This is a genomic window from Wolbachia endosymbiont (group B) of Dolichovespula media (assembly GCF_947179505.1).
GTDB lineage: Bacteria > Pseudomonadota > Alphaproteobacteria > Rickettsiales > Anaplasmataceae > Wolbachia.
In genome coordinates, this window is the sequence record NZ_CAMXBR010000001.1 from 66,663 (window position 1) to 80,382 (window position 13,720).

13 protein-coding genes are annotated in these 13,720 nt (G+C 33.7%); 3 read left to right on the top strand and 10 right to left on the bottom strand.

The annotated features are described in order from the left end of the window. Window position 1: 1 nt before the first annotated feature. The 5 genes from OM967_RS00335 to OM967_RS00355 form a co-directional block, all read right to left on the bottom strand. A complete protein-coding gene (locus tag OM967_RS00335; protein ID WP_264337327.1) occupies window positions 2-661 on the bottom strand; it encodes a VirB8/TrbF family protein in 660 nt (219 codons plus the stop codon). 44 nt (window positions 662-705) lie between these two features. Next, window positions 706-1,500: a hypothetical protein gene (locus OM967_RS00340; protein WP_010407430.1), complete on the bottom strand. Its 795-nt coding sequence runs from the start codon at window positions 1,498-1,500 to the stop codon at window positions 706-708. A 36-nt stretch (window positions 1,501-1,536) separates the two neighbouring features. Beyond that, window positions 1,537-2,388 carry a DNA polymerase III subunit delta' gene (locus OM967_RS00345; protein ID WP_211908312.1) on the bottom strand — a complete coding sequence of 284 codons (852 nt, stop codon included), beginning with the start codon at window positions 2,386-2,388 and terminating at the stop codon, window positions 1,537-1,539. Window positions 2,389-2,405: 17 nt separating this feature from the next. Beyond that, window positions 2,406-2,993 (bottom strand): L-threonylcarbamoyladenylate synthase, encoded by a 588-nt coding sequence (locus OM967_RS00350; RefSeq protein WP_006013379.1) that lies wholly within the window; start codon window positions 2,991-2,993, stop codon window positions 2,406-2,408. A 147-nt stretch (window positions 2,994-3,140) separates the two neighbouring features. Further along, window positions 3,141-3,611, bottom strand: a complete 471-nt coding sequence (locus tag OM967_RS00355; protein ID WP_250120365.1) for a hypothetical protein — start codon at window positions 3,609-3,611, stop codon at window positions 3,141-3,143. 75 nt (window positions 3,612-3,686) lie between these two features. Between OM967_RS00355 and miaA the strand changes: the two genes are divergently transcribed. Beyond that, on the top strand, window positions 3,687-4,571 hold the full coding sequence (gene miaA, locus OM967_RS00360) for a tRNA (adenosine(37)-N6)-dimethylallyltransferase MiaA (RefSeq protein ID WP_010407423.1): 885 nt from the start codon (window positions 3,687-3,689) through the stop codon (window positions 4,569-4,571). 367 nt (window positions 4,572-4,938) lie between these two features. Here the strand turns inward: miaA and OM967_RS00365 are convergent, their stop codons facing one another. The 5 genes from OM967_RS00365 to OM967_RS00385 all read right to left on the bottom strand — a co-directional run bounded on the left by OM967_RS00365 (window position 4,939) and on the right by OM967_RS00385 (window position 11,811). Beyond that, the gene (locus OM967_RS00365) at window positions 4,939-6,501 is read right to left on the bottom strand and encodes a Mur ligase family protein (protein ID WP_264337328.1); all 1,563 of its coding nucleotides are present in this window, start codon (window positions 6,499-6,501) and stop codon (window positions 4,939-4,941) included. Next, window positions 6,470-7,702, bottom strand: coding sequence for a cystathionine beta-lyase (gene metC, locus OM967_RS00370; RefSeq protein WP_211908306.1), 1,233 nt, complete (start codon window positions 7,700-7,702; stop codon window positions 6,470-6,472). Before metC ends, OM967_RS00365 begins: the two co-directional genes overlap by 32 nt. Window positions 7,703-7,709: 7 nt before the next feature. Then, window positions 7,710-7,994 carry a BolA family protein gene (locus tag OM967_RS00375; RefSeq protein ID WP_064085813.1) on the bottom strand — a complete coding sequence of 95 codons (285 nt, stop codon included), beginning with the start codon at window positions 7,992-7,994 and terminating at the stop codon, window positions 7,710-7,712. Between the two features lie 72 nt (window positions 7,995-8,066). Next, complete coding sequence (gene dnaK / locus OM967_RS00380) at window positions 8,067-9,980, bottom strand: molecular chaperone DnaK (RefSeq protein WP_264337329.1); 1,914 nt, start codon at window positions 9,978-9,980, stop codon at window positions 8,067-8,069. Window positions 9,981-10,053: 73 nt separating this feature from the next. Further along, window positions 10,054-11,811, bottom strand: coding sequence for an Rne/Rng family ribonuclease (locus tag OM967_RS00385; RefSeq protein ID WP_264337330.1), 1,758 nt, complete (start codon window positions 11,809-11,811; stop codon window positions 10,054-10,056). Between the two features lie 148 nt (window positions 11,812-11,959). On the opposite strand from OM967_RS00385, the gene rpmG reads away from it, so the two are divergent. Next, window positions 11,960-12,160 (top strand): 50S ribosomal protein L33, encoded by a 201-nt coding sequence (rpmG, locus tag OM967_RS00390; protein WP_012481745.1) that lies wholly within the window; start codon window positions 11,960-11,962, stop codon window positions 12,158-12,160. A gap of 957 nt (window positions 12,161-13,117) precedes the next feature. Then, complete coding sequence (locus OM967_RS00395) at window positions 13,118-13,414, top strand: hypothetical protein (protein WP_211908300.1); 297 nt, start codon at window positions 13,118-13,120, stop codon at window positions 13,412-13,414. Window positions 13,415-13,720: the final 306 nt, after the last annotated feature.

The following is a 13,720-nucleotide window of genomic DNA, read 5'->3' on the forward strand; positions in this document are numbered from 1 at the left end:
ATCACCTGTATTTATAGCCGTTAACAATAAATTTAAATGGTATTATACCAGTTAGAGTTGCTTTCATGTTTGATAAAGTAAATCTAACCTCCACAGCATAGTCTTTCATTTTCTTATTTTGCTCAGCTGCAAAAACTACAGTGGCATTTCCAGCAAATGTAACTAAGCCCTTGATCGATCGGTCAATAGATAGTGTTGTTACGTTTGTGTTGGTAATTTTTCTTGTGGATGAAACAGCTTCATTGTTTACTTTTTCCTGAAAGTCTTGATAGATTTTATATATAGAATTGTTTTTTATAAAATTTTCTTGATACTTTGGCTCAACAGTCCGAGAGGACTCATATGTTTCAATATATTTACTTATTAAATACCTTGCTATGGAAATGTACTCATCTTCTTTTTTACTAAAACTAAGTTTATGTATTGCAGAGAACTCATCTTCTGTGTGGTTCATATACTTCACAAAATTTAAATCTTTTTTAACAGGAAGTAATAGGTATATGTTTAGTAGTGATAAAAATAAACATACTAAGAGAAGTAACGCTATTAACGCCATCCAAGATCTTTCTACAACGCAGAACAGGTATCTGTGGCAATACCATTCAACTGCTTTCCTGAAGTAACTTTTGTTTTTTACTGATTCAAGTAATTTATCTTCCATAATACAAACCCAATTATATAATATACTGGATACTCTAAAAAACTTTAAAATATGTCTAAATTTTCCAAAATAGGATGAATTATTATATCACCTTGTTCTGCAATAAGGTGAAATTTATCAATTTTGCTCACATCTAAATTTATCATTTTTACACTGAAGCTTTCAGGATCATAAGTATTACTTTCTGCACTTTTGTGATAATTATAGTAGTGTAATTTATTTTGATCATCAAAATAACCAAATTCATCAGCAAGAGTTCCCACTTTTTTGCCTTTACCGTCTCTGACTAGCTCAAATAGATCAATTACATGGTTTTCAGATCCAGGCTCAATAGATCCTTCTACAGCAAAAAATTTAGGTGCATGACCAACATACTCCTTAAGTTTTAGATTATTAGTCTTTTTTATACTACCAAAATCCATGAGTTTATATTCATCTGAAAGACCAGAATATTGTGGATCATACTTTTTATATTCAAAAAACTCATTACCTAAAAAATTACAAAACGTTAATTTACAATCATCGTGATTGGATTTAACAACTTTAAAGTAATGAAAATCTCTAGGGATCTTTACTTCCTCTTTCGTAATATGATTACGTACAACAAGTTCATCATTAATCATATGATAGCCAATTCTTGGCAAAGTAGCTATATTGATTGCCTTGTTTAGCTTAAAATTTGCCTCATAGATGCCACTTGATAGCTCCTTCCCTTTTTCTAAAGTGACGTCTTGATCTAAAGATGTATTCTTGATTAAACTCAATTCTTTCTGCATGTTCAGTATAGTGTTTGTTAAAACTTCTATTGATTGCCATACAGTTAATTTATTATCATTCAAGTTATATACTTTCAGTATTAAATTAGCAGAATTTTATCATAAATTTATGTTAAAAGTATTACATTTTTGTGTCATGATGTTAACTACATTAGCTAAAACATGCTTTTTATCTAAGCGAAATTGCTTTGCAGCAACGAAAAGTTCATCTATTTCTTTCCATTGACTTAGTAGAATTTCAACATTATTTACTTCTTTCTTTATACTTTCTAAAATGGAGGTTTGAATTATATGTGATGCTAGTTCTAGCTCAATCTCACTATTAATTATTTTATTAACTATATCAGAATTATTTAGATTACGGAAAAATGTATAAAAATGCTTATGTGACTCATAAGCACCACTGTTTATTGCATTTATTATTACTCCCGGAGTTCCAGGAAACAAAGTAATGATCTCACTAAATATTTTATCGTCGAATTTACACTGAGATGAAACAACCTGCTTTGTTTCATCGTAAGTTAATGGAAGTAAATTCAGCTGAAAACACCTACACCGGATGGTGGTTTGTACATCATATGGCTTATGGCTAATTACAAATATTTTAGAATTTTGTGGCGGCTCCTCTAATATTTTTAATATTGCATTTTTAGCATTATTAGTCATTGACTCTAAGCTATCTATTATAGCTATTTTATATTCTGATTGAATGGGGCTTAAGTGCAAAAAGTTTTTCATTTCTCTCACCTTTTCCACTCCTATTGTATCACCTTCAACAATGTGTAAGTCTAATGCTACTTCATCGTAATTTTTTATAAGAAACCAATTAGAAAAGGATTTTGCGAATGTTGCTTTTCCTATACCTTTTTTACCACAGATCAGCCAAGATTGAACAGACAAGTTGTTCATTATCTTTTTTTTTGCTTGGTTGTGGCCTATCACCTTTTTCATTCTTTCTCCTATAGATCTTAGTTTGAAAATTCGTTATTTATTGTTTGTAATGAAATTTTACCTTTTCTTAAAACCTTAATCTTGTCTCCAGTTAAGTCAATAATAGTAGATTCTATACCAGAAACTAATTCATCATCTTCAATTACTGCAGATAAGTGTTGCTTAATAGACTGAGGTATATCTCTTGCTTTGCATATACTTTTTTCTCCTGAAATGTTAATACTAGTTGCAACTACTGGAGTTTTCAGTTCATTTAATATTGAAATCGCAATAGGATGATCAGGAATTCTTATGCCTATACTATCTTTAAAGAACTCATTTGGTAATATACTGTTATCTTGAAGTGGTAAAATATAGGTCATTGGTCCAGGAGAAAAATAGTTTATTAAATCGATATACTCTTCCTTTACCTTTGCTATATTTATCAAACTATCAATATTACTAACAAATACAGAGAGCGGCTTGTTTTGAGAACGCTTTTTTATTCGATATATTTTTTCTATAGATTCGTTACCTAGCGCATTACAAGAAAGAGCATATACTGTCTCTGTTGGAAAGCATGCTAACAAATTATTTTTTATTGCATTTATTACTTCAAATACCATATAGCTAAAACTTATGTCTACAATAGCTCTGGGTTTACCGTTATCTCCCTATATGGTAGCAATTAAGATACCGAAATGGCTAGCACGCATCTGTTGTATACTTACAGTAAATTTTATTAGCAACTGCTCGTTTTTACAACAGATTTACTACAATCCGAACTCCTCATTGATTTTATCGACTATCGTCTGTGGTGGATCATCTCCCCATCCTGAATATAAAATCTCTCCATAATCTGCAACATCTATAGAGCCAGTTCTACTTTTTGCCAGAAACATTTCTCTTTTATCTTTATCAATTAATACATAGTGCCAAGCTGATCTTCCTCGATCTTTACCACGAACTAGATATATGAGATCTGATCTACTTCTTCTTGTTGCATCAGCAAAGGATCTTTCGTTGATAGTTCTGCTTTTACTCTTTATGCCGCCACTTTCAGAAAAAGCTTCCTTGGCTTCAGCTTTTTTGTTTGCCAATTCAGAAATTTTTCCTTTTGCTCCTAGTGCATGTTCTTTGGTATTTTGAGATGAATACTTACTGGAAAAACCTCCTCTTGTCTCATTAGAGGTCCTATTTGTAAAACGCTTAGTAAACGAGTTATCGTTATCATTTTCTGCCATAAAAGTCTCCAAATTTTAGATTGTAGAATCCAAATTTTTACTACACCCTATCATAGGTTAGTTATATTAATATGAATGAAGGATAATATAGTAATTATTACAGGAATTACAGCCTCAGGTAAATCAGAATTATGCGATAACTTGATAAAAAAGTATAAAAACATTAGCATAATAAACTGTGACTCAAAGCAGGTATACAAAGAGATTCCCGTAATTACTGCTCAACCACCAAAGCAGAAAGAATTTTATAGGCTATACGGTTATGTTTCAGCAAGAGAAAATTATTCCGTAGGTTTATGGCTAGAGGATTTAAAGAGGGAAGTTAACAACGCGCTGAAAAATTCACGAATACCCATCATCACTGGAGGAAGTGGGCTTTACATTAGCAGCTTAATCAAGGGATTATCATCGATTCCACAAATAAGCCAGGAAGTGAGAGAAAACGTAAATGAACTTAGGAAAAATTTAAGTAAAGAGGAATTCTACAAATTAGTGCTAAGCAAAGATCCAAGGATTCAAGGTAAAATATTTATTAATGACTCACATCGCCTCTCAAGAGCACTTGAAGTTATCACTGAAACTGGCAAGACAATCTTTGTATGGCAAGAAAATAGACAGCCTCCTTTGTTCAATAATTTTAAGGTATATACAATTCTACCTAAACGTGAGGATATATACCGAAAAATAAATTCTCGTTTTATTGAAATGGTTGAAAATGGAGCAATTGATGAAGTAAAAAACCTACTTAGCATGAACCCATCTCCACATTTGCCAGCTATGAAAGCACATGGAGTACCAGAAATTATAAGATACTTAAAAGGGGAGATTACTTTAGACGAAGCAATACAGATTGCTCAAACAAACACAAGGCATTATGCAAAACGCCAGTACACTTGGTTTAAAAATCAATTTCCGAATTCTCAAGTGATTGACTGTGCAAATAAATTGACAGAATTTTAGATATTTTAATTATTATGTATTATATTGCTATGCCTATGCAAACTTTTCTTGATAGTATTAAACTTTTTTCTTAAAGAACTTTCATCATTGCCTAAATTGTGATTATTAAATTCTTTGTAAAAATATTCTTACTTATGAAGCGCTACTATACCTGTAAGAGCCTTTATCACTAAATGAACTATATCACGCAATATTTCATCCTCAATTTTTCTATATTCTCTCACTAATCTTGTAACCACAATCTCCACTTTCATATCCTTGTATAGCTCTTCTCATAATAGTAGGAACAAGATAAGATAGTGATTTAGTGTAACAAGAAGGTAAAAATGCCAGCAGCGTACAGTTATGACTTAAGGAAAAAAGCCATTCAGGCGTTGGATGAAGGAGAGAGCAAAACAGCAGTAGCAAATTTTTGGCCCTCTCTAATAACTTCAACATCACTAAATTCAAGGGATTGGCCTTCTATTATTTGGAATCTTTCATGTCCTTTTCCTGCAACTAGCAGAATCATATTTTCATCATGTGCTATATTTATACCTTTCTCTATAGCTTTTTTTCTATCTCCTATCTCCAGTGCATCAGGGCAATGTAACAAAATATCGTGACGAATTTTCCCCGGATCTTCATCACGCGGATTGTCATCTGTGACTATAACTTTACCTGCAAGCATTTGTGCTATTTTACCCATCTCTGCACGTTTTGTTTGATCACGATTCCCGCCACAACCGAACACTAGAACTATCTTTTTATTGAAGTGCCATTTTAAAGACAACAGAGCTTGTTTGAGTGCACTTGGAGTATGAGCGTAATCGACAAATGCAAAAGTGTTCACTTTTTCCATTCTTCCAGATGGATAAGCGAGTTTATCTATACACATTCTTTGATAGTCCATACCAGATGAAATAACTATACCGATTGCACACAACAAATTATATGCTTGAAATTGCCCAAAAATCGGAAAAAATGCGTTATAAATTTCATCACCGATTTGAATTGTCAGGTATTGACCATTGGCAGTGGGTATCTGCTTTAATAAAGTAATGTCAGAGTTTTTTTTTCCATAGGTTATAACTTTGTTGCCACGCTTTTCAGCTATGTTGAGCAACTCTCCATATTCGCCTATATCTGCATTTAAAATCGCTGTTTTTTCTTTTGGCAATACCTCATCAAACAACCTTTTCTTGGCCTCAAAATACTCATCAATACTTTTGTGATAGTCCAAATGATCTTGAGAGAAATTAGTAAAAGCTGCAGCATTGAGCCTGAGTCCATGGATTCTGTATTGATCGATTCCATGGCTTGAAGCTTCTAATGCTAAGTGTTCTACGTTCTTATTATTTATGTCACGCAATGTGGAATAAAGATCATCTGCACTTGGCGTTGTAAGGCTATTATCTTTTCTATTATTATTGACACATGTTCCCAGTGTTCCTATAGACGCTGCATTATCTTGCCAAATCTGGCGACAAAATTCCACCACTGAAGTTTTACCATTCGTACCAGTTACAGCAGCAACATATTTAGGTTGTTTGAATTGATAAAACCTGCTGACTATTTCACTGTATATTCCTTGAGGGTCCGAATGGTAAAGCACTGCAAAACTTGGAGTACTTGTCATTCCAGTGCTTGACACTGGAATCCAGTTTTCATTATACAATTGTCTAGTATGCTTGTTTACAATCAAATTTTCTGGATCCCAGTGCCTGAGCACTGGGATGACATCTTTCTTGGCCCCTTGTATTACAACGTCTACACAGTTGTGTACACATCCATTAGGAAGACATGTTACGTGTTCTTTACTCCTTTCTGACACACAAACAAAAAGGTAACCTTCTTTAACTGTCTTAGGATTACATGTGACGCCTTTGATTTCAATATCAAAGTCAGTATTTACAATGTTATGCAGTAGCTCTTTCAGTCTCACAATCATCTTTAACACTTGAACATGGCAGTCTTATTAATGCAGTATTCAAGTCAAAAATCAAATCTTCAGGATCTTCTAGTCCGCAAAATATTCGCACAAAACTTCCACCATAATCTGAATTCATGACAGATCTCGACATAGATTTATGACCTATTGGTAGTATCAAACTGTCACATCCTCCCCAAGAAGCACCGATGCCGAAAACTTTCATGTGATCAACCATACAGCCTAGTTCTTCACATGAATATTCTCTATCGAGTACTATACTAAATACGCTACTTGCCCCTTTGAAATAACTTTTCCATAAATCATGCTGAGAATAGGAAAAAAGTGCGGGGTATAAGACTTTTTTGATTTTTGGATGTTTTTCCAGCCACTTTGCCACTTGCATTGCTGTACTTTGATGCTTCCTCATGCGTGTTTGCAGTGTTCTAAGTCCCCTGTGTGCAAGGTAACAGTCATGCGATTGAATGGTGACTCCATAATTTTTATAGCTCTCATAAAGCAATTTAAAAATTTTACTTTCAGCAACCATAGCTCCCATCACTAGATCTGAGTGACCGGCTAGATACTTTGTCACCGCGTATAGTGCAACATCAATTCCATAATCAAGCGGCTTAAACAACAAAGGAGTGGCCCATGAATTGTCACAAACGGTTACGATTCCACGTGCTTTAGCAACTTTTACTATATGCTCTATATTTGAAATCTCAAACGTTATAGAACCAGGAGTCTCAATCATGATGAGTGAAGTATTACTCTGAACTAAATCAGTTATATCCTGTGTCGGATTATAAAAAGTTACTTCTACTCCTCTTTTTGGTAGTTCATTTTCGGCAAATCTCTTTAGCCTATAATAACTATTATCTTGTATCAGGACATGTGAACCTGCTTTAGTGAAAGTCAAAATAGCAAAAGTAAGTGCAAATAATCCAGAAGGGTAGATGAGTGCTTGTCCCCTACCCTCAATTTCAGCCAGTGCATTTGAAAAATAATGAACAGTAGGCGTACCAACATTACTGTAACTGTAATCCCTTGCAACACCATCATTGATTACATCGTATATACTTTCTCCATTTGCTGCATTTAAGTAGTCCTTGTAAGTAGGAAATAATATAGTAGAAGAATGATAAACTGGTGGGTTCATCGACCCTTTATAATCATTAAATTTTCTTCCTGCTTTAACTAATAAAGACTCTTCGTTCATATTTTTATTATTTATTTTTTAGATTGTATTCGCTTTGCGTATACAAGTGAAGAGAAATCGCATGTAATCGCTCTATTTCACTCTTTAATAATTCATAGATCAATTTATGCCTCTTTAAAGAGCTCATTCCAGAAAAGTCGTTAGATATTAATACTAATTTGATATGTGAAGGTAGTGTCGAAGAAGAAGCAAAATAATGATCTACATGCTTTGCTGATTCATCGATAATATTAATATCAATTACACCTATTGAATCGCGTAATTTTTCTTCTATTGTCTTAATAATATCCACAATAGTTCCTTTAAGCAACAATACGCTCCTCTTGTCATCCCACAGTATCTGGGCACTGGGATGACAATCGAATTACTTATTCTCTTCTTTATTATCCATGTCTTGATAATCAGAATCTACTACTTTTTCTTCCTCATTATTTGTTGTGGATGAGCTTTCTCCACCTTGTTGTTGTTGAGATTCCTTATACATAGCTTCTCCAAGTTTCATAGATAACTGAGAGAGGTTAGTAACTTTCTGTTGTATTGAATCAGCATCATCAATGTTGTCAGATTTACTCACTTCCTTTAACTCATTAACTGCATTTTCAATAGCAGATTTATCTTCTGGAGAAATTTTATCACCATATTCTGTTAGAGATTTTTCTGTAGAATGAACTAAACTATCCGCTTGATTCTTCACTTCAATAAATTTCTTACGCTTTTCATCTTCTTGTGCTTTTTCCTCAGCTTCTCTCACCATCCGATTTATTTCATCCTCCGATAAACCACCTGAAGACTGAATACGTATTTTTTGCTCTTTTCCAGTAGCTTTATCCTTTGCAGAAACATGCGCTATTCCATTTGCATCTATATCAAATGTCACCTCAATTTGAGGAACCCCGCGAGGAGCAGGTGGTATTCCTTCTAAACTAAACTGACCAAGCAGTTTATTATCAATCGCCAATTTTCTTTCACCTTGATGTACCTTAATTGTAACGGCTGTTTGGTTATCTTCTACAGTTGAAAACACCTGAGATTTTTTTGTGGGAATAGTAGTATTACGTTCAATAAGTGGAGTGAACACTCCCCCTAGAGTTTCAATACCAAGAGAAAGTGGAGTTACGTCAAGTAGTAACACATCTCTTACATCACCTTGAATAATTCCTGCTTGTATTGCAGCCCCAATTGCTACAACTTCATCAGGGTTAACTCCTCTATGTGGATCTTTGCCAAAGAATTCTTTAACTTTCTCTATGACTTTTGGCATACGAGTCATGCCACCAACAAGAACTACTTCACCAATTTGACTAGCAGACAAACCAGCATCTTCAAGAGCTTTTTTGCAAGGAATTATAGTCCTTTCAATTAAATCATTCACTAAACTTTCAAGCTTTGCTCTTGTTAGCTTCATATTTAAGTGTTTTGGGCCACTTGCATCAGCTGTAACAAACGGTAGATTTACTTCTGTTTCCATTGCACTTGACAATTCTACCTTTGCTTTTTCTGCAGCTTCTTTGATTCTTTGCATAGCCATTGGATCGTTTTTCAAATCAATGCCATTACTTTTCTTGAATTCACCCAGTAAATAATTTACTACTGCATTATCGAAGTCTTCCCCTCCAAGGTGAGTATCACCATTTGTAGCCTTTACTTCAAAAACTCCGTCACCTATTTCAAGAACTGAAACATCAAATGTACCACCACCAAGATCATACACTACTATTGTGTGTCCGTGCTTTTTATCAAGACCATAAGCAAGTGCTGCAGCAGTTGGTTCGTTAATTATTCTGAGGACATTTAATCCAGCAATTTTTCCTGCATCTTTTGTTGCTTGACGTTGAGAATCATTGAAGTACGCCGGCACTGTTATCACAGCATCCTTTACTTCTTCCCCAAGATAAGCCTCAGCTGCTTCTTTCAGGTTTTGTAGTATAAATGCACCAATTTGACTAGGAGAGTATTCTTTACTATCAGTTGTTTTAACCCATGCATCACCATTTTTTGCTGCAAATACCTTATACGGTACACCTAGATTCTTCATTTCAGGATCGCTATATTGGCGACCTATCAATCTCTTAGTTGCAAAAAAAGTATTATTTGCATTGGTAGTTGCTTGCCTTTTTGCTGGAGCACCAATCAACCTTTCTCTAGACGAAGTAAATGCAACTATAGACGGAGTAGTTCTTGCTCCTTCTTTATTCTCGATTACTTTTGCATCCTTGCCTTGCATTATTGCAACACAAGAATTTGTTGTTCCAAGATCTATACCTATTGCTCTTCCCATAATGAATACTCCCTTTTAAATATTATCTGATGTAAAATATATAAGTATAAAACTCGTTAATTACAAGTCCCGTTTAGTTGTTAGAGCCCAAAAGGCGCGAAAGCCATTCAGTTAACCAAAAGTTGCCCGGTAGTTTATCTGAACTACCAGCTTCTTTATCCCTGCTATTCACAATTTGACATCCAGAATTCTGCAATGGCTTATAATCATTAAAATTAATATGGTCTCCTTGCTTTAAAATAAATGTATCTGCATCTAAACTATTATCAATACTAACATTTAATGTAATATTGAACTCTTTTTCGATTGTAGAAACAATATCACGCTTATTATTAAAAATGTGCGCTATAACTGCACTGCGTGCTATTAAATCAAAGGACTTATTTTGATTTTTATTAGCAATATGTTGCAAATCCCTTAGTATCGATGCAACAACCACTTCGTTTGATTTCACTCTTCCAATACCTTTACAGCGTAAGCACTCTGTAGTATTAATTTCCTGTATATTTGGTTTAATTCTTTGTCTTGAAAAGACCATTAAACCAAAGTCATTGATAAAGCTAAATTGAACTTTAGCTCTATCATCTTTAAACGCCTGCTTGATAGCAAATTCAACATTTTTGCAATACTCAAGTTTCAACATGTCAATAAAATCAACAACTATTAACCCTGATAAGCCCCTGAGATTCGCTTGCCTTGATATTTCAGATAATGCCTCCATATTAGTTCTATAAGCTGTTTTTTCTATGTTATCTTCTCCTGTCATTTTCCCTGAATTTACGTCTATTGAAACAAATGCCTCAGTTAAGGTTATCACCAAAGACCCACCAGATGGTAATTCTACTCTATTGCTATATAATTCAGAAATTTGATCTTCGACTCGATAGTAAGTAAAGATTGGAACAGAACCTCTATATAATCTAGGACGTAATTTTCCTTGTAACACATTTTTAGTGTATTTTCTTACCGCTTCACAAACTTCTCTATCAGATACTATAATTTCTGTATCATTACTACAAAAGTCACGTACAGATCTCATAACTACATCTGCTTCGTTGTAAATTAATGATGGAACATTTAAAGAAGAGAAGTTTTGCTGGATATCTTGCCATAATAAGGTCAAATTATCGTAATCTTGCTCAATTTCTTTCTTACTTTTTCCTGCACCAACAGTTCTTACTATTAAACCTGAGCCTTTTGGTAAATTTATTGAATTTAATATATCCTTTAACTGTTTTCTAACGTTGGTATCTTCAATTCTGCGAGATACTCCACCCCTACTTATGGAATTGGGCATGAAAACACAGTATCTACCAACCAAAGTTACGTATGTTGTAAATGAAGCTCCTTTATTTCCTCGTTCTTCTTTAGTTAATTGAACCAATAACTTTTGATTTACTGAAATCACATCTTGTAACTTATATTTTCTATGTAAAGGTACCTCCCTCACAAAACCACTGCTGGATTTATTACTAGCTGTAGAATCTAGGCCTTCTTCTGTGCAATTATCATTTGAACAGTCCACATCGCTCGAATAGCCTGCGTCAGGGAAAATTTCCTTCTCTTTTTCTGGAATATTAAAGTAATTTAGAGATATCTCAGAAAAAGACAAAAAACCTTGCTTATTTTTTCCATACTCAATGAACACGGCCTGCAAAGCAGGCTCTATACGCTTTACATAAGCAACGTATATATTACCTCTTAATTGTCTTTTTTCCTTGAATTCTTGTTCAAACTCTACAACCCTACCATTAACTAGTAGGGCAACCCTTACCTCGTTAGAACAGGTAGTACTTTCTATCAATAATAACCTTTTGCCATCACTTGCCACTTATTTACCGTCTGCTTTTCATTCTGAAATGTTCTTATACTACTTAATATATTATTGATTGTCAAGAATTTTGCGACCTGCATTATTGGGTTGACTTTCAGTGTTTTGCGTTCTAAACTTGCATAGAATTTATTATATCACTACAATTATGGCGAAAAAAAATGCTTCTTTGCTTGTCAAGCTAGTTAGCACCGCAACCAAAACAACAAAAACTGGAGAAGAGAAACTAACAGGCTATTTTTGTGTAAAAAAACGTAATCCTAAGAACCTTCCCAAGAAGCTCGAGTTTAGAAAGTATGACCCAGTGGTCAGAAGACACGTATTATTTAAAGAAGAAAAATTAAAGTAAGTATATTATCATGCAAAGCTTACAGCTAAAAGGAGTGTAGCTTATTACTCACTAGTTATACTGTTTTGCATTAGAGAAAGTCTATTTGAGGTTTTGAAAGATTACGGTAACTTGTATAAGTTATGGGGATTGAGCCACCTGAATAAGGGCTGAAAATGGTAGCGTTTTTGTCCTGATCTGGCCTTTTTATTGCTTAAATGGAAAAAAGTCATTAGAAAGCTTGGCAAGTGTAGAAGTTTTAGTATAAATTTACTGTTTTTAATGTACACTAAAGGTACTAGATAGGCTACTTCTTTTTATTTTAAAAAATTACCCACAGTATTATGTATAAATGCACATAATTATAGTTCTTATAGTATGTTCTTACTAAAGAAGTCGAAAGTGCCCCTATAAAAATTAAAGGTCAGTTATCAACAACTTAGTTCTTCAATTTATTAAATAAGACTTGATCTGACACTTTAAATGATCCAGATAGTCTATATACCATCACACTCTGTGACCATACACTTAGAGGTTGTTCACAAACTTTTGAATTCTTTTGTTAAACTTTTACAGAAAAAAATTGCTTGCGCATATTTTAAATCTGACTATAATCATATTCAAAGATATTTTAAGAGCTCAAAATCTATCTTTATCTGCAGACTTTTTTCATTAAACAATCAAACTCATTAAAAAATGTGGCGTATCTTCTTCAGCGTACGTGGGTGCACACACATACTTAATCTCTGTCGTATGTGCGCCGCACTTTTTTTCTAATCTTTTTTACACAGGAGGATTTTATGTCCAGTATGCCAGATACTTGATCTTTACTTTAGCTAAAAACCAATAGGCGCCTATGGTTTTTATAAAGAAAGTTTAGAAAATAACCAAAAACCACTTGCCATAAAAAGTAACTATATGAGTATAATATTCACATTTATATGTTAATATAGATATAATAAGATTAAGGAGTATATTATGGTAAAATTTACACAAGATTCTGCTTCATTGACAGTGCATGGTGTTGATTTACTTAATTTGTGCCACAGACAGTGTGAAAATAAATACGAGGGTAATGATTTCTTGACAAAAATTAATAGATCTTGGTGTAAGGCTGACTGTAATAGAAAATTAAAAGCTCCTGAACACCATTCACCAGAAAAAGTAACACTTAGTGAACAGTTAACAGATATTGCAAGTAATCTCCGTTTTGAGAGCATAAAATTATCGCTTATATCAGATGAAATAGACAATTACAATTCAATGTCTTTTTAATTAGAGTAAAAGAAGATATTGGTTATCTTCTTTTTTTTATACGATTATTTCTATAATTAACTACTTGAAATTAAGTTCGTTCAGGCAAGATAATTATGAGTAAAAATAGCAGATGCAAGTAGCTGGCACACAGCTGTACGAGCATTCATTTTTGAGGGCATAGCAAATGGTGTCATTCAAGTAGCTGACATTGGCTTGCCCTAGTCTCATCAAGAACGTTGTGCTTTAACATAATATTTTTATGCTTACCAACTTAACTGAATCCCAGACTGGGATGATATACTTCTGGTAGATAATGTCGGTATA